The 17,646-nt window shown below is 62.1% G+C and carries 14 protein-coding genes; 13 read left to right on the top strand and 1 reads right to left on the bottom strand.

Going from position 1 to position 17,646, the window contains the following annotated elements:
• Nucleotides 1-200 precede the first annotated feature (200 nt).
• The 13 genes from ACA056_RS15610 to ACA056_RS15550 all read left to right on the top strand — a co-directional run bounded on the left by ACA056_RS15610 (nucleotide 201) and on the right by ACA056_RS15550 (nucleotide 16,378).
• Nucleotides 201-1,673, top strand: a complete 1,473-nt coding sequence (locus tag ACA056_RS15610) for an aldehyde dehydrogenase family protein (protein ID WP_497265886.1) — start codon at nucleotides 201-203, stop codon at nucleotides 1,671-1,673.
• 461 nt (nucleotides 1,674-2,134) lie between these two features.
• Nucleotides 2,135-2,803, top strand: coding sequence for a haloacid dehalogenase type II (locus ACA056_RS15605; protein WP_056743952.1), 669 nt, complete (start codon nucleotides 2,135-2,137; stop codon nucleotides 2,801-2,803).
• Between the two features lie 56 nt (nucleotides 2,804-2,859).
• Nucleotides 2,860-4,134, top strand: a complete 1,275-nt coding sequence (locus ACA056_RS15600; protein WP_497265883.1) for an NAD(P)/FAD-dependent oxidoreductase — start codon at nucleotides 2,860-2,862, stop codon at nucleotides 4,132-4,134.
• Nucleotides 4,135-4,217: 83 nt separating this feature from the next.
• The gene (locus ACA056_RS15595; protein WP_497265881.1) at nucleotides 4,218-5,855 is read left to right on the top strand and encodes an ABC transporter substrate-binding protein; all 1,638 of its coding nucleotides are present in this window, start codon (nucleotides 4,218-4,220) and stop codon (nucleotides 5,853-5,855) included.
• Between the two features lie 45 nt (nucleotides 5,856-5,900).
• Entirely contained in the window at nucleotides 5,901-6,857 is a 957-nt protein-coding gene (locus ACA056_RS15590) for an ABC transporter permease (protein ID WP_497265879.1), read from the top strand.
• On the top strand, nucleotides 6,854-7,729 hold the full coding sequence (locus tag ACA056_RS15585) for an ABC transporter permease (protein WP_497265877.1): 876 nt from the start codon (nucleotides 6,854-6,856) through the stop codon (nucleotides 7,727-7,729). The genes ACA056_RS15590 and ACA056_RS15585 overlap by 4 nt, the downstream gene beginning before the upstream one ends.
• A 1-nt stretch (nucleotide 7,730) precedes the next feature.
• On the top strand, nucleotides 7,731-9,572 hold the full coding sequence (locus ACA056_RS15580) for an ABC transporter ATP-binding protein (RefSeq protein WP_497265875.1): 1,842 nt from the start codon (nucleotides 7,731-7,733) through the stop codon (nucleotides 9,570-9,572).
• Nucleotides 9,569-9,877, top strand: coding sequence for a (2Fe-2S)-binding protein (locus ACA056_RS15575; protein ID WP_415769402.1), 309 nt, complete (start codon nucleotides 9,569-9,571; stop codon nucleotides 9,875-9,877). The genes ACA056_RS15580 and ACA056_RS15575 overlap by 4 nt, the downstream gene beginning before the upstream one ends.
• Nucleotides 9,859-11,250, top strand: coding sequence for an FAD/NAD(P)-dependent oxidoreductase (locus tag ACA056_RS15570; RefSeq protein ID WP_497265873.1), 1,392 nt, complete (start codon nucleotides 9,859-9,861; stop codon nucleotides 11,248-11,250). The genes ACA056_RS15575 and ACA056_RS15570 overlap by 19 nt, the downstream gene beginning before the upstream one ends.
• Nucleotides 11,247-12,401 (top strand): NAD(P)/FAD-dependent oxidoreductase, encoded by a 1,155-nt coding sequence (locus ACA056_RS15565; RefSeq protein WP_497265871.1) that lies wholly within the window; start codon nucleotides 11,247-11,249, stop codon nucleotides 12,399-12,401. The genes ACA056_RS15570 and ACA056_RS15565 overlap by 4 nt, the downstream gene beginning before the upstream one ends.
• Nucleotides 12,398-13,555, top strand: coding sequence for an acetylornithine deacetylase (argE, locus tag ACA056_RS15560; RefSeq protein ID WP_497265869.1), 1,158 nt, complete (start codon nucleotides 12,398-12,400; stop codon nucleotides 13,553-13,555). Before ACA056_RS15565 ends, argE begins: the two co-directional genes overlap by 4 nt.
• A gap of 260 nt (nucleotides 13,556-13,815) precedes the next feature.
• Nucleotides 13,816-15,273, top strand: a complete 1,458-nt coding sequence (locus tag ACA056_RS15555) for an NAD-dependent succinate-semialdehyde dehydrogenase (RefSeq protein ID WP_497265867.1) — start codon at nucleotides 13,816-13,818, stop codon at nucleotides 15,271-15,273.
• A gap of 25 nt (nucleotides 15,274-15,298) precedes the next feature.
• Nucleotides 15,299-16,378, top strand: coding sequence for a tartrate dehydrogenase (locus ACA056_RS15550; protein WP_497265865.1), 1,080 nt, complete (start codon nucleotides 15,299-15,301; stop codon nucleotides 16,376-16,378).
• 224 nt (nucleotides 16,379-16,602) lie between these two features.
• Here the strand turns inward: ACA056_RS15550 and ACA056_RS15545 are convergent, their stop codons facing one another.
• Nucleotides 16,603-17,529, bottom strand: a complete 927-nt coding sequence (locus ACA056_RS15545; protein ID WP_497265863.1) for a 2-hydroxyacid dehydrogenase — start codon at nucleotides 17,527-17,529, stop codon at nucleotides 16,603-16,605.
• Nucleotides 17,530-17,646: the final 117 nt, after the last annotated feature.

Genomic DNA, 17,646 nt, shown 5'->3' with positions numbered 1-17,646 from the left:
CAGCGCGATGGTGCCTGTATCCCATCTGTGTGAAGGCCTGACAAGGGGGGCTTACGCATTCGGCAGATTCCGCAAGCCCGAGGTCGGCAGACCACACTTACTACTTAAATGCACCGCAAGGTCGGCAGCAAATGCCAGGGCTTTTTTTCTACGATGGAGACCTGAGTTCACGACGCATCGTCCCTTATTTGGAGTGCTCCATGGATAGCTTCGATCCCCGCCTTATCGCTGTGCGCAGCGCTCACTTCATCGCTGGAAAGTACCGCGATGCACAACCCGGGCTTGAGGTGGTGCGCCCCTCTGACGGTCAGGTCTATGCCCAGTTGCCAATTGCCGATGCCGACCTGGTGGATGAAGCGGTCACTGATGCCTGGCAGGCGTTCAATCGCAGTGACTGGGCCAGTCGTCCACCCCGGGAGCGGGCGCGGGTGATGCGCCGCTGGGCCGATCTGATCGAGGCGGACGCCGCCATTCTGGCACCGCTGGAAGCCGTAGGCTCGACGCGTCCTCACAAAGATGTGATCGCCTGGGATATTCCTTATGTCGCTGAAGGCATTCGCTTCTTCGCCGAACTGGCGGACAAGCATGGCGGTCACGTGGCGGCGACCCAGACCGATCGACTGGGCATGCAGATCGCCGAACCTTACGGCGTCATTGCCGCCATCGCACCGTGGAACTTCCCCTTGAGCATGGCCTCCTGGAAAGTGGCCCCGGCGTTGGCAGCCGGTAATGCCGTGGTGCTCAAACCTTCGGAGCTGACGCCGTTCTCCAGCCTGCGCTTTGCCGAACTGGCGCTGCAGGCGGGCATTCCGGCGGGAATTTTCAACGTTATCCAGGGCGATGGCCGCATCACGGGCGATGCCTTGTGTCGCCATCCGCGCGTGGCCAAGGTGACGTTCACCGGGTCCACGGCGACCGGGTCGAGCATCATGTCGACCTGCGCGCTGGTGGGGCCAAAACCGGTGACCCTGGAACTCGGCGGCAAGAGCCCGCAACTGGTATTCGCTGATGTACCGGACATCGCCAAAACCGCGCGCACTGTCGCGCTGGCCATCACCGGCAACGCCGGGCAGGTGTGCGTGTCCGGCTCGCGACTGCTAATCCAGCGCTCGATCATGGAACCGTTTATTGCGCATTTGCAGGCGTATTTCGAGGAGCTGCGTCCGGGGCCGACCTGGTCATCCGAGAGCACGTTGTCGCCGATCATTTCCCGACTGCAAGCCAACCGCATCGACGGCATCGTCCAACGCTCGCGTCAGGCCGGCGCTGAAGTGCTGACCGGCGGCGGATTATTTGAAGGTCTGGGCGGCGCATATTACCAACCGACTTTGTTGGTGGGTCTGGACAATGACAACCCGGCCATCTGCGAAGAAATCTTCGGCCCGGTGCTGACGGTGCAGGCATTCGATGATGAAGAACAGGCGCTGAGCCTGGCCGCGCACGCCACCTACGGCCTGGCGGCGGGCGTACACACCGCCGATATAAATCGCGCCCTGCGTCTGGTCCGGCGGCTGGAGGCGGGGACCGTGTGGGTTAACCGTTACGGGCGCAGTAACGACTACATCCTGCCGACTGGCGGCTACAAACGCTCCGGCATCGGCAAGGACTTGGGGCGCGAAGCGTTCGAAGCCAATTTACGCTTCAAGAGTGTGCTGATCGATATCGTCCAGTAAACGCAATCCCTGTGGGAGCGAGCTTGCTCGCGATAGCGGCCTGACAGGCGACATCGATATTGAGTGGACTGGCCTCATCGCGAGCAAGCTCGCTCCCACAGGTTCTCACCAGCCTCCAGATCTTCAACATGTCAAACGGGCGCTTCCTTCGGTAAGCGCCCGTTTTCGTTCAGCCCGGCGCAGGTTCTGCGGCAGATCGGTGCGTGATCGGGCCTTGCAGGGCTGTAAAGGCCCATAAGAGCGCACAAATACGGGGTTTGCCCAAGGCTTGTGCGCGCCGCAAAGTCTGCTGAGGGTGGGCGCTAAAACGGTGGTTTGTATCGAGCGAAGGTCGCTTTTAACGCCATCTGCTGATTTCACAGTGTTGTAATGACGGTGTGCTGCAGCGTTGCATCACAGCTTCGGAAACGGAGCGAATGCTTGTCACGCCATGACCTCAACGAACTTCAGGACCGCACTCAATGAGCTTTCTTCGCCCCAAATTCATTACGTTCGACTGCTACGGTACGCTGACCAATTTCCACATGGGCACGATGACTCGCGAACTGTTCGCCGATCGCGTGAAGCCCGAGCAGATGGATCAGTTCGTCAAGGACTTCTCGGCCTACCGCCTGGACCAGGTCATGGGTGACTGGATGCCCTATGACGAGATCCTCAAAACCGCACTGGCGCGGACCTGCAAGCGCTGGGGCATCGAATACCGTGACGAAGGTCAGCTGTATTACGACGCCGTGCCGACTTGGGGCCCGCACCCCGATGTGCCGGCCGGCCTGTCGAAAATCGCCGACAAGATCCCGCTGGTGATTTTCTCCAACGCCAGCGACAGCCAGATCATGTCCAACGTCGACAAGCTCGGCGCGCCGTTCCACAAGGTCTTTACCGCCGAACAGGCCCAGGCCTACAAGCCGCGTCTGGCCGCGTTCGAGTACATGCTCGACAACCTCAACTGCGGTCCGGAAGACATCTTGCATGTCTCTTCCAGCTTCCGTTATGACTTGATGCCAGCCCACGACATGAAGATCAAGAACAAGGCCTTCGTCGCCCGTGGTCACGAAGTCCCGGGCAACGCCTTCTACGGCTACCAGCAGATCACTGACATCGGTGGGCTGGCCGCACTGGTTGGTCTCTGAGTCGGACGGTAACGGCGCTCTTCACGCATTCTTTTTTTGGCATAGGCGGGTTAGACATGGGCAGTGAATCCTACTGGCTCGACACCGCACCGGCGTTCAGCGGTGCTCAGCTCGGCGCTTTGCCCGGGCAGGTCGACGTGGCCATCGTCGGTGGTGGTTTCACCGGCCTGGCGGCGGCCCGGGCGTTGGCCTTGAAGGGCGCCAGTGTGGTGGTGCTCGAGGCCGGAAGGGTCATCGGTGAAGCGTCGGGACGCAATGGCGGCCAGTGCAACACCGGCGTTGCCCAGGACTACGCCGGGCTCAGCGCCAGCCTCGGTGCCGACAAGGCACGGGCTTATTACCAGGCTTACGAAAACGCGGTGCAGAGTGTCGTTTCATTAGTGGACCAGGAGCAGATCGCCTGCGACCTGATTCGTAACGGCAAGCTCAAACTGGCGGCCAAGCCCATGCACTACGAGGGACTGGCACGGACGTGCGAACTGATTCGCAAGGAAGTCGATGCCGACGTCGAATTGCTGTCCGCCGAGCAGACCCGCGCTGAAGTGAATTCAGCGCAGTTCCACGGTGGCTTGCTGCAGCGCAACGGCGTGCAGATGCATGTCGGGCGCTTCGGTGTCGGTTTGGCCGAAGCGGCAGCTCGCCATGGTGCGTTGATCCATCAAGGCACCTCGGTTGTGGACTGGAAAGCCCAGGCCGGCGGTTATCAGGTCAACACCAGCAAAGGATCGCTGCACGCCGGTCAGGTGCTGCTGGCCACGGGCGCCTGTCAGCACGGCGGTTTGGGCTGGTATCGGCGGCGGATCGTCCCAGTGGGCAGTTTTGTGATTGCCACCGAAGTCCTTCCGCAGTCGCTGATCGAGCAGTTGTTGCCGGGCCGCCGCGCCTATGTCACCAGCCGCATGATCGGTAACTACTTCCGCCTGACCCCGGACAATCGCCTGCTGTTTGGCGGCCGTGCGCGGTTCGCCATGTCGGACAGCGTCAATGACGCCAAGAGCGGCAAGGTGCTGCAAGCGGCGATGGTGCAGATGTTCCCGCAGTTGGCCAACGTCAAGATCGACTACTGCTGGGGCGGACTGGTGGACATGACCTCCGACCGCTTGCCTCGTGCCGGTCAGCACGGCGGGATTTATCACTCCATGGGCTACAGCGGCCATGGCGTGCAGATGTCGGTGCACATGGGCCAGGTCATGGCCGATGTCATGGCCGGCAACGTCGAAGCCAACCCTTGGCGTGAACTCGAATGGCCGGCGATTCCCGGGCATTTCGGCAAGCCGTGGTTCCTGCCGTTTGTGGGCGCCTATTACCGCTTCCAGGATTATTTGCATTGAGTTGATGTTGTGGCGTCACCGTCGTTTGCGTTTCAACGCTCCGGACAACCCGAGCCTTCTCATTATCGACAGGTACAACTGATATGACTGACAAAAAGATCGACTCCCAACTGATCTCCGGCCAGGAAAGCCTGCGGGTTTTCGAAGGCCTCAACCGCGGCATGTCGCGCCGCAACGCCTTGCAGATGCTCGGTGTGGCCGGTGTTGCCGCAGCGGGCGCCGGCAGCCTGTTCGGCGCCGCCGGTAAATTGTTCGCCGAAGAAGCCGCCACCCCCGGCAAAGGCAAACCGGGCGGGCGGATTCGTGTCGCCGGCATGTCCAGCTCCACCGCCGATACGCTGGACCCGGCCAAAGGCGCGTTGTCGACCGACTACGTGCGCCACTTCATGTTCTACAACGGCCTGACCCGTTTCGACGCCCACTTGGTGCCGCAACTGGAGCTGGCCGAGCGCATCGACAACACCGATGCCACGCTGTGGACCATTACCCTGCGCAAGGACGTGACCTTCCACAACGGCAAGACCCTGAGCGCTGCCGACGTGGTGTACTCGCTGTCGCGCCACAAGGATCCGCTGACCGGTTCCAAGGTCATGCCGCTGATGGCGCAGTTCGAAGAAATCAAAGCCACCGGCCCCAACGAAGTTCAAATCCGTCTGAGCGCGCCGAACGCCGAACTGCCGTCGATCCTCGCCGTGTCGCACCTGATGATCGTTCCGGAAGGCACCACCGATTTCAACCAAGGCATTGGCACCGGGCCATTCAAGGTCAAGGAATTCAAACCGGGCGTGCGCTCGATTGCCGCGCGCAATACCGGCTACTGGAAACCGGGCCTGCCGTACCTCGACGAAATCGAGTTCATCGCCATTGCCGACGAACCGTCGCGGGTCAACGCGCTGTTGTCGGGCGACGTACACATGATCAACGAGGTCAACCCGCGCTCGACCACGCGTATCAAGGCCAGCGCCAAGCACCGGGTCGTCGATGCGCCATCGGGCAACTACACCGACCTGATCATCCGCCAGGACCAGATGCCGGGCAAAAGCGCCGAGTTCACCCAGGCCATGAAGCACCTGCTGGACCGTGAACAGGTCAAATCCGCGGTGTTCCGTGGCTTTGCCGTGGTCGGAAACGACCATCCGATTTCCCCCGGTTCGCGCTACTACAACGCCGACCTGCCGCAACGGGTCTACGACCCGGAAAAAGCCAAGTTCCTGCTGAAGAAGGCCGGCATGGAAAGCATCACGATGCCGCTGGTCGCATCGCCGGCCGCCACCGGTTCGGTGGACATCGCGGTGCTGTTGCAACAATCGGCGAAACAGGCCGGGCTCAAGCTCGACGTCAACCGCCTGCCGAGCGATGGCTACTGGTCCAACCACTGGATGAAGCACCCGTTGAGCTTCGGCAACATCAATCCGCGGCCGAACGCCGACGTGATGTTCTCGCAGTTCTTCCAGTCGAAAGCACCGTGGAACGAATCGGGCTGGCAGAACGATCAGTTCGATCAGTTGCTGATGCTCGCCCGGGGTGAAACCGACGACGCCAAGCGCAGCAAGATGTACGCCGACATGCAGACCCTGGTGCATGACCACAGCGGTATCGGCGTGCCGGTGTTCATCAGCAACATCGACGGTGTCGACCAGCGCATCAAAGGCTACGGCAGCAATCCGCTGGGCGGTTTCATGGGCTACATGTTCGCCGAGCAGGTCTGGCTGGACGCTTGATGAGCAGTGGTTGCAGCGACGGGGACATTGCATGAGGGTAGGGCGATGAATAGCAACACACTGTGGTTGATCGGCCGGCGCCTGGGCGCCGCGATCGTGACCTTGTTGATCGTGTCCATGGTCGTGTTTGCGATCACGGCGGTACTGCCGGGGGACGCGGCGCAACAATCGCTCGGGCAGTTCGCAACGCCGGAACAAGTGGCGGCGTTGCGCCTGAAACTGGGGCTGGATCAGCCCGGTGTGTTGCGTTACCTGCACTGGCTGATGAACCTGCTGAGCGGCGACATGGGCCAGTCGGTCTCCAACGCCATGCCGGTCAGCGAGTTGATGGCCGGGCGGGTGCCCAACACCTTGATGCTGGCGGCCGCCACGGCGCTGGTGTCAGTGCCGGTGGCGTTGATTCTGGGCATCGGCTCGGCGATGGGCCGCGGGGGGCGCATCGACAGCTTCCTGAGCTTTTTCACCCTGGCCATGGTCGCTGTTCCGGAGTTTCTGGTGGCGACCCTGGCGGTGCTGATTTTTGCGGTGAACCTGGGCTGGTTGTCGGCGCTGTCGTACGCCAGTGACATCACCTCGCCTTGGCAATTCATGCGCACTTACGCCTTGCCGGTGATGACGCTGTGCTGCGTGATCGTCGCGCAAATGGCCCGCATGACTCGGGCGGCGGTGATCGATCAACTGGACAGCCCCTACGTGGAAATGGCCCGGCTCAAAGGCGTGAGCCCGATACGGATCGTGCTGCGCCATGCCTTGCCCAATGCCATCGGGCCGATCGCCAATGCCATCGCCCTGAGTCTGTCCTACCTGTTGGGCGGGGTGGTCATTGTCGAGACGATTTTCAACTACCCCGGCATCGCCAGCCTGATGGTCGATGCGGTGACTAACCGCGACATGGCGCTGGTCCAGGCCTGCACCATGCTGTTTTGTACGGCTTACCTGGGGTTGGTGCTGCTTGCTGACCTGTGCGCGATTCTGTCCAATCCGAGGCTGAGAAACCAATGAACAATCTCATTGTGAAATCGACGCCTGCGACCCCCGACCTGTCGGTTGGCAAGGTGTCTCACGGTCCTGTCTGGCTGGGTCTGATCGGGGCTGCGATGTGCGTTATCTGGTTGCTGGTGGCGATCTTCGGCCCCTGGCTGGCGCCGCACCCGGTGGGCGAAGTGGTCTCTGACAATGTCTTTGACAGCATCAGCGCCGTTTACCCGTTCGGTACCGATTACCTGGGCCGCGACATGCTCAGTCGCATCCTCGTCGGCGCGCGTTTCACCGTCGGCCTGGCGCTGGTGGCGGCCGTGTTGGCCAGCGGTCTGGGCACCAGCTGCGCGCTGCTGTCGGTGGTGTCGCCGAAGTGGCTGGACGAGGTGATCAGTCGCTTGATGGACGCCTTTATTTCGATCCCGAGCAAGATGCTGGCGCTGATCATGGTCTCGGCCTTCGGCTCCTCGGTCACCTTGCTGATCTGCACGGCGGTGCTGAGTTTCACCCCCGGCGCGTTCCGCATCGCCCGCAGCATGGCGGTGAACATTGAAGCCCTGGAATACGTGCAAGTGGCCCGCACTCGCGGCGAGCGTCGGCTGTACATCGCTTGCGTGGAGATCTTGCCGAACATGCTCAACCCGGTACTGACGGACCTCGGGCTGCGTTTCGGTTTCATCGTGTTGCTGCTCAGCGGCATGAGCTTCCTCGGTCTGGGCGTGCAACCGCCGGATGCCGACCTCGGCTCACTGGTGCGCGAGAACATTGGCGGCCTCAACCAGGGCGCGCCGGCCATCGTGATTCCGGCGCTGGCCATCGGCACCCTGACCATCGGTGTGAATCTGTTTATCGACCGCCTGTCTTCGCGACGTAGTCGACGTTCGGGAGGCCATTGAAATGAGTGAATTGATTCGAGTCGAAAACCTGCGCGTGGTCGCCTGTGGCGAGCGTGGCGAAGTAGAAATCGTCAAGGGCGTGAGTTTCTCCCTGGCCAAAGGCGAAGTGCTGGCATTGATCGGCGAGTCCGGTTCGGGCAAGACCACCATCGCTCTGGCGCTGCTCGGTTACGCCCGGCGCGGTTGTCGCCTGGCGTCCGGCGTGGTGCAGATCGGCGAGCACGACATGCTCGCCTTGAGCGAAAGCGAGCTGCAAGGCCTTCGTGGCAACCGTGTGTCCTATATCGCCCAGAGTGCGGCGGCGGCGTTCAACCCGGCAAAAAAACTCATCGATCAAGTGGTGGAAGGCGCGCTGATTCATGGCCTGGGCAGCCGGGCCGTGCTCGAAGCCAAGGCCATCGAATTGTTCCGCGACCTGGCGCTGCCGGACCCCGATCGCATTGGCCAGCGCTATCCCCATCAGGTCTCCGGCGGTCAACTGCAGCGGGTGATGGCGGCCATGGCGCTGATCAGCGATCCGCTGCTGGTAGTGCTCGACGAACCAACGACAGCCCTCGATGTGACGACCCAGATCGACGTGCTGCGCGCCTTCAAGCGGGTGGTCCGTGAACGTGGGGCGACGGCGGTTTACGTGTCCCACGACCTCGCCGTGGTCGCGCAGATGGCCGATCAGATTGTGGTGCTCAACGGCGGCGAGATTTTCGAACAAAGCGCCACCGCTCCCTTACTCAAAGCCCCGGCCCACGAGTACACCCGCAGCCTGCTGGCGGCGGCGCGGCCGGACACGACGATTCGTCCGCCCTGCGATGTGGCGCAAGACACGCCGTTGCTGACCATCCAGGGCCTGACCGCCGGTTACGGTAACAAGAACATGCACGGCATGCCGTCGATTCGAGTGTTGGAAGACATCGACCTGACCGTGCGCCGGGGTCAGGCCATCGGCGTGATCGGTGAGTCGGGCTCAGGCAAATCGACCCTGGCGCGGGTGGTGGCGGGGTTGCTGACCCCGGCGCTGGGCGGGCTGACCTTCGATGGTCAACCGCTGGGCGGCAGCCTGTCCGAGCGCACCGCCGAACAGTTCCGCCGCATTCAAATGGTGTTCCAGAACGCCGACACCGCGCTCAACCCGATGCACAGTGTCAGCACCATCCTGAGCCGGCCGCTGAAGATGTATTTCGGTCTCAAAGGCGCCGCATTGCGCGAGCGCATCGGCGAGTTGCTGGATCTCGTTCGTTTGCCGCGCACGATGGCCGAACGGCGTCCGAATGAACTGTCGGGCGGGCAAAAGCAGCGGGTCAACCTGGCCCGGGCACTGGCGGCCAAACCGGATCTGATTCTGTGCGATGAGGTGACCTCGGCGCTGGATACCGTGGTCGGCGCGGCGATTCTCGAACTTCTGCGCGACCTGCGTCAGGAACTGGGGGTGTCGTACCTGTTCATCAGTCACGACATCTCCACCGTCCGCGCGCTATGCGATGACATTGTGGTGATGTACAGCGGCCACAAGGTTCAGGCCGGCAGTCGGCAAGCGTTCGCCCAGGCACCGTTTCATCCTTACACCGACCTGTTGATCCATTCGGTGCCGGAACTGCGTCAGGGCTGGCTGGAGAACTGCGGCACCACTTGCGGCGAACTGCCACCGATCGGCGCCAAGGCCAACGTGCCGGAGCTGTGTACCTTTCTCAATCGGTGCCCGGTGCGGGTCGACGGCCTGTGCAATCACACCGCGCCGAACCGCCGAGTCATCGCCGGTGGCAGCGAAATCCTTTGCCACCACGACACGGCCGAGCTGCTGAAAACCCAGCAGGATTTGAACATCATGACCCAGGGAGCCTATGCATGAAGGGGCGTTTTGTGAGGCTGGCCGAGCAGGGCCGACCGACTGTCAATCTGAAGGTGGACGGCGCACCCATCGAGGCGTTGCAGGGCGATACCCTGATGGTCGCGTTGCTGACCCAGGGCTCGGCGTTGCGCCAGTCGGAATTCGATTCGGGCCGGCGCGCCGGTTTTTGTTTGATGGGCGCCTGCCAGGATTGCTGGGTCTGGACTCGCAGCGGCGAACGCCTGCGTGCCTGCTCCAACGAAGTCCGTGAAGGGCTGGACATCGTCACCACACAACCGGAGGCGACATGGCCACTGCACGGCTGAGCTCTAATAAAGTCGTTATCGTCGGCGCCGGACCGGCCGGTATTCGCTGTGCCGAAACTCTGGTGGCTGCGGGTTTAAAGCCGATCCTGATCGATGAAAATCGTCGGGATGGCGGGCAGATCTACCGTCGCCAGCCGGAAGGCTTTACCCGCGATTACGTCACGCTGTACGGCACCGAAGCCGCCAAGGCCCGGGACCTGCACCAAAGCTTCGATCGTTTGCGCGGGTCGATCGACTACCGTCCGGACACGCTGGTGTGGAACCTCACACCGGGGCAATTGTGCTGCGTCAAACAGGGCAAGCATACGACGGTGGATTACGACGCGTTGATCCTCTGCACCGGCGCCACCGATCGCTTGATGCCAATCGAAGGCTGGCAACTGGCGGGCACCTACAGCTTGGGCGGGGCGCAGATCGCACTCAAGTCCCAGGCCGTCTCCATCGGCCACAGTGTGGTGTTTATGGGCAGCGGGCCGTTGCTGTATTTGGTCGCCAGCCAATACGTCAAGGCCGGCGCCAACGTGGCGGCAGTGCTCGATACCTCACCGCTGAGCAAACGCATCCTTGCCATGCCAAAACTGTTGGCGCGTCCCGGATTGCTGTTCACCGGGATGAAACTGTTGGCACAGCTGTATCAGGCGAAAATCCCGGTACATCTTGGGATCAAACCTCAGCAAGTGCTGGGTGACGAGGCGACCGGAGTCAGTGGCGTGCGGGTCAGCACGGCGCGCGGGGAAACCCTGACGGTCAATTGCGATGCCGTGGCCCTGGGTTATCACCTGCGCCCGGAAACGCAATTGGCGGACCTGGCCGGTTGTCGCCTGCGGTTCGATGAAGCGTCCAGCCAATGGTTGCTGGCGGTTGATGAGGACGGTCGGACCTCGGTCAGTGGTGTATACGCGGCCGGGGACGGCTCGAAGATTCGCGGCGCGGATGCGGCTGAACATGCTGGAAGGCTGGTCGCGATGGCGCTGCTGGAGGATCTGCACCAACCGTTGAACGCCGGGTTGCGCGACGAACAACGCCACGCGCTGGCGGTGATGGATCAGTTTCGCCTGGGGCTGGCCCAGGCCTTTCCATGGCCGTCGGCGCAAGCCAAAGCCTTGCCGGATGCCGCCATCGTCTGTCGCTGCGAGATGATCAGCGCCGGCGAATTGCGCCGCACCGTCAGCGAAAAGGGTGCCTGCGAAGTCAATCGGGCCAAGGCATTCAGCCGAGTCGGCATGGGCCGTTGCCAGGGCCGTTATTGTTCCCAGGCCGGGGCTGAGGTGATTGCTGCCGCTGCTGGTGTCAGCGTGCAACAGGTCGGCCGGCAGCGCGGTCAGGCGCCGGTCAAACCCCTTTCGATGCTCACCGAGGAGGTGTCGCCATGACGGTTCACAAAGCCGATGTCGTGATTGTCGGCGGCGGCCTGATGGGCTCGGCGGCGGCGTTTTTTCTGCGTCAGCGCGGTCAGTCGGTGATCCTGCTGGAGCGCGACCAGATTGGTCAGTACGCCAGTGGCGTGAACTTCGGCAACGTACGGCGCCAGGGCCGATTCCTTGGGCAACTGGCGTTGGCCAACCGTTCGTGGGCACTGTGGAAGCGCTTGCCGGAGTTGATCGACGACGACCTCGAATTCATCGCCAGCGGGCACATGCGTGTGTGTTACCGCGAAGACGAAATCCCTGAGCTGGAAGCCTACGCGGCAGCACCCGAAGCGGCGCAACTGGATCTGAAAATCTTTCGCGGCGCCGAGCTGCACGCGCGGTTCCCGTTCCTCGGGCCAGACGTGAAGGGTGGCTCCTACGCACCCCACGACGGCCACGCCAACCCACGTTTGGCCGCCCCGGCGTTTGCCCGTGCCGCAAGACGCCTCGGCGCGCGGATCGAAGAACAGACCGAAGTCGCCGAAGTGCAGAAGGTCGCTGGCGAGTTCAACGTCACCACCACCGATGGTCGTCAATTCAGCGCCGCCCAGCTGTTGATCACCGCGGGCGCCTGGGGCCAGAAACTGTCGGCGCAGTTCGGCGAACCGGTGCCGCTGGACACCCATGGCCCGCAAATGGCCGTGACCGAACCGGTGCCTTACGCCTTGCCGACGGTGATCGGCGTGTACACCAAAATTCCCGAGGAAGTGATCTATTTCCGCCAGATCCCGCGCGGCAACATCGTCATCGGCGGCGGCTACCGCAGCAAACCAGACATGCTCAATCGCCGGGCCTATGTCGAACCACGCAGCATCCTCAATCAGATGGAGCAGATGCGCCGCCTGCTGCCAGGTGTCGGCAACCTGAACATCATTCGGGTCTGGAGCGGCATCGAAGGTTATCTGCCCGACTCCCTGCCGGTGATGGGCCCCAGCGGCACCGTCGATGGCTTGTTCTACGCCTTCGGCTTCTGCGGCCACGGTTTTCAGCTCGGCCCGGGCGTCGGCGACGTGATGGCCGAACTGATCAGCACCGGCAGCACCAGCACATCGATTGAGCCGTTCTCCATCAACCGGTTCGCCCTCTCAGCCGAGCAACGGAGCAAGGCCTCATGAAACCCCGTGTACTGGATATTCTCAAACGCCTGTTGGCCTTCGACACCGTGTCTTCGGAGTCAAACATGGCCCTCATCGAGTACGTGCGCGATTTGCTGCTGACCAAAGGCATCGAGTCGCTGATCGTCAAGGATGAAACAGGCAAAAAAGCCAACCTGTTCGCCAGCACCGGCCCTCGCGAGTTGCCAGGGATTCTGCTGTCCGGGCATACCGACGTGGTGCCGGCGGCGGGGCAGGCCTGGACCTTCCCGGCGTTTCAGGCGACGGTGCAGGATGGGCGGATTTACGGCCGTGGCAGTTGCGACATGAAGGGCTTCATCGCATTGGCCATCGACGCCATGCTCGACGCGGCGGACAGCCCATTGAGCCGGCCGCTGCAACTGGCGCTGTCCCATGACGAAGAGACCGGTTGCGTCGGCGTGCGACGTTTGCTGGACGTGTTGCACCTGGCGCCGGTGCGGCCATTCCTGTGTTTGATCGGTGAACCGACCAACATGCAGTTTGTGTTGGGGCACAAGGGCAAGGGGTCTTACCGCACGTATTGTCGGGGCCTGGAAGCGCATTCCTCGCTGGCCCCGCGCTCGGTCAATGCGATTCACGTGGCCTGCGATTTCATCGCCGCGCTGCGTCAAAGCCAACAGCAATTGCAAGAGCAGGGCGCCCAGGATGCTGACTACGACGTGCCTTACAGCACCGTGCATGTCGGGCAGATTGTTGGCGGCAAGGCGCTGAACATCGTGCCGAACCTGTGCACCCTGGACTTCGAAGTGCGCAACTTGCCGGCGGACGATCTGGATCAGTTCCTGGAACAGATGCGCGAACGTGCCGAAGTCATCGTGCGTGAGGCTAAAAAACTGTCCAGTGTCGCAGCGATCGACATTGAAACTGTCAACGTCTATCCCGGTCTCGATACGCACCCGAGCGTCGAAGCGGTGCGCTTTCTGAAGAACTTTGCCGCGCCGGATACCGGTACCGCCAAAGTATCGTTCGGCACCGAAGGCGGGCTGTTCAAGCAACGCCTTGATGTGCCGGTGGTGGTCTGCGGACCGGGTTCGATCGAACAGGCGCACAAGCCGGACGAGTTTATCGAGATCAGCCAGATGGAGGCCGGGGAGCGGTTTCTTGATGGCCTGCTCGGTTCCCTGAAACTGTAATCAGGTTCCAAGACCAACGCAGATCAAATGTGGGAGCGGGCTTGCTCGCGAAGGCGGAGTGTCAATAACATTGATATCGACTGACCCGCCGTTTTCGCGAGCAAGCCCGCTCCCACAGGGTTTTGTGTTTGTCTGACGGATCACGAATCTGCCGTTCCACCGCCAATTTCAGCATCCGACACTGTCCTAAAATCACTTTCAGCATCCTCCACCAACACATCTCCATAGACTGGAGTCCTGTCTCGGATCAGGACTCGACCATGCTCAAGAATCGTTTGAAAGACCCCAGCCTTTTAGCAGAACTCGCCTATGTCGACGGGCAGTGGATCGGCGCCGACAATGCCGCGACCCTGGACGTCATCGACCCGGCCAACGGCCAGTTGATTGGCCGCGTACCGGCAATGCAAGGCGCGGAAACCCGTCGCGCCATCGAAGCCGCCGAAAAAGCCTGGCCGGCCTGGCGCGCTCGCCCGGCGGCGGAACGTGCGGCGCTGCTCGAGCGCTGGTATCAGGCCATGATCGACAACCTCGACGACCTGGCGCTGATCATGACCTGCGAACAGGGCAAACCGCTGAACGAAGCCAAAGGCGAAATTCGCTACGGCGCCGGTTTCGTCAAATGGTTCGCCGAGGAGGCCCGACGGGTCTACGGCGAAACCATGCCGGCCCCCAGCGGTGACCGCCGGCTGATGACGCTCAAGCAACCGGTGGGTGTGTGCGCCGCGATCACCCCGTGGAATTTCCCCAATGCGATGATCACCCGCAAATGCGCGCCAGCCCTGGCGGCCGGGTGCCCGATCATCGTCAAGCCCTCGGACCTGACGCCGTTGTCTGCTTTGGCGTTGGCAGTACTGGCCGAACGCGTGGGCATCCCGGCCGGGGTGTTCAACGTGTTGACCGGCATGCCCGCCGGGATCGGCGAAGAGCTGACCGGCAACCCGAGCGTGCGCAAGATTTCCTTCACCGGCTCGACCGCCGTCGGCCGCTTGTTGATGCGCCAGAGCGCCGAACACATCAAGCGCTTGAGCCTGGAACTGGGCGGCAACGCGCCGTTCATTGTGTTCGACGACGCTGATCTTGAGCAGGCGGTGGCCGGCATCATGCTCAGCAAGTTTCGCAACGCCGGGCAAACCTGCGTCTGCGCCAACCGCATTCTGGTGCAGGACGGCATCTACGAACGCTTCGCCCAGCGCCTGGTGGAGGAGGTGGGCAAGCTCAAGGTCGGCAACGGCCTGGATGCTGATGTCACCATTGGCCCGCTGATCAACCCGGCGGCGGTGAGCAAAGTCGCCCGGCACATCGACGATGCCCTGAGCCAGGGCGCACGTTTGCTCTGCGGCGGCATTCCCGAGGGCGACAGCCAGTTTGTCCAGCCCACGGTCCTCGGCGAGGCCCACGCGGGCATGCTGCTGGCCAACGAAGAAACCTTCGGTCCGGTGGCGCCGCTGATGCGTTTCACTGACGAAGCCGAAGCCCTCGCGCTGGCCAATGCTACGCCTTACGGTCTGGGGGCCTACTATTTCACCCAGGATTTACGTCGTTCATGGCGTTTCGGCGAGGCCCTGGAGTTCGGCATGGTGGGCCTTAACACCGGGATCATTTCCATGGAAGTCGCCCCGTTCGGCGGCATCAAACAATCAGGCCTGGGTCGCGAAGGCAGCAAGTACGGTCTTGACGAATACCTTGAAGTCAAAGCCTTCCACATCGGTGGGCTGTAATTCACAGACACGGGGAGGCAGATTGATGAGCAAGACATTCAAAATCGCCGCGATTGCCGGCGATGGCATCGGTAAGGAAGTCCTGCCGGAAGGGCTGCGAGTACTGGAGCAAGCCGCGAAGAAATGGCAGCTGGATCTGAGCATCGAAGTGCTCGATTGGGCGCATTGCGATTACTACCTGGAACACGGGCAGATGATGCCCGACGACTGGTTCGAACAGCTCAAGGGCTTCGACGCGATCTACTTCGGCGCCGTGGGCTGGCCGGACAAGGTGCCGGACCACATTTCCCTGTGGGGTTCGCTGCTGAAGTTCCGTCGCGACTTTGACCAGTACGTGAACATTCGCCCGGTGCGGCTGTTCCCCGGCGTGCCATGCCCCTTGGCCGGACGCAAACCGGGGGACATTGATTTCGTGGTGATCCGCGAGAACACCGAGGGCGAATATTCCTCGGTGGGCGGCAAGATGTTCGAAGGCACCGAGCATGAGTTCGTGCTGCAAGAATCGGTGTTTACCCGACGCGGCGTGGACCGGATTCTCAAGTTCGCCTTCGACCTGGCCCAGACCCGGCCGCGCAAGCGCCTGACGGCGGCGACCAAGTCCAACGGGATTTCCATCAGCATGCCGTACTGGGACGAGCGCACCGCATTGATGGCGGCGCAGTACCCGGACATTACCTGGGACAAGCAGCACATCGACATTCTGTGCGCGCGTTTCGTGCTGCAACCGGACCGGTTTGATGTGGTGGTGGCGTCGAACCTGTTCGGCGACATCCTGTCCGACCTGGGGCCTGCGTGTGCAGGGACCATTGGTATTGCGCCGTCGGCCAACCTTGATCCAGAGCGGCGGTTTCCGTCGCTGTTCGAGCCGGTGCATGGTTCGGCGCCGGACATCTACGGGCAGAACATCGCGAACCCGATTGCGATGATCTGGTCCGGGGCGTTGATGCTCGATTTCCTCGGCAACGGAGACGAGCGTTATCGTGCGGCGCATGACGGGATTTTGCAGGCGATCGAGCGGGTGATTGCGCAGGGGCCGATTACGCCGGATCTGGGGGGGAAGGGGTCGACTCAAGATGTTGGCAAAGCCATCGCCGCCTGCCTTTGAGTGTGTGGGTGGACCTGAAATCGACCCCTCACCCTAACCCTCTCCCCAGAGGGGCGAGGGGACTGACCGAGTTGTTTATAAGAAATTCTGCGACCTGAACTATCGAGTCGAACTCAGGTTTCGAAAACAGTGAAGATCTGCTCCCTTTCCCCTCTCCCCACTGGGGAGAGGGCTGGGGTGAGGGGTGGCTTTAGCAGCCACCACAAATACTAAACCTGACTATTTCAATAGCCCTGCTTCCGATCGATCTGGCCCACCATCGGCTCGCCTCTTTGATGCCGCCGAATATTCTCCAACAACACCCCAAACGCACTTTCCGGCTGCGTCATCGCGGCAATATGCGGTGTCAGCAGAATCTGCGGATGATCCCAAAACGGATGATCCACCGGCGCCGGTTCTTCCTGTAGCACATCGAGCACCGCGCCACTGAGCTGCCCGCTGTCCAGCGCCTCAAGCAGATCACTTTCCACCAGATGCCCGCCACGGCCCATGTTGATCAACGCCGCGCCATGGGGCAATTGCCGGAACAATTCACGATCGAGAATGCCTTGGGTCTGCCCAGTCAGCGGCAGCACGCACAGCAGAATGTCGCACTGGCTGAGAAATGCCGGCAGTTGCTCACGACCGGCGTAGCACTCCACGCCAGCGACCTGATGCGCACTGCGCGCCCAACCCGACAAGGCAAAGCCAATGGGCTGCAACGTCGCCAGAATCTGCTGAGCCTGGGTGCCAAGGCCCATCACGCCGATCCGCCGCGTGGCCGCCGGTTGCAGCAAGTGCGCCTGCCAGCACCGCGCCATTTGCTGCTGGCGATAACGCAGCATGTCCCGGTGCAGGCTCAGCACTGCAAAACTGGCGTACTCGCACATGCCGCGGGTGATGCCGGGGTCCAGCAGGCGCACCACCGGCAAGCTCGGTGGCAAGCGACTGAGGTCGAGTTGATCGACCCCGGCGGACAACGCGAACAACACCTTCAGATTGGGCAGCAGCGTTTCGAGATCGTCGGGTGCCTGCCAGGCGGCGAGGTACTCGATGTCCGCGGGATCACCGATGTCCGGCCAGGCGCGCCATTCGATATCCGGGGCGTGTTTGGCGAACAGCGCTTTCCACTGTTCGCCGCGCACAGGGTCAGCTTTATAAAGCAGGGCCATGGGCATGTCCTGAGGGATGAAGGTGTTGTCCATCATCGCGCAACGTCGGCGCAGGATCTGTCGAAAGGGCCGGGTTAAACGGGTTTCGTGATGTTCGATCGGCGATGGCCCGGCAGA

It is taken from the genome of Pseudomonas sp. LBUM1666 (genome assembly GCF_059695775.1).
The sequence above is the reverse complement of the archived record's forward strand: the minus strand, read 5'-3'. Positions and strand labels throughout refer to the sequence as shown.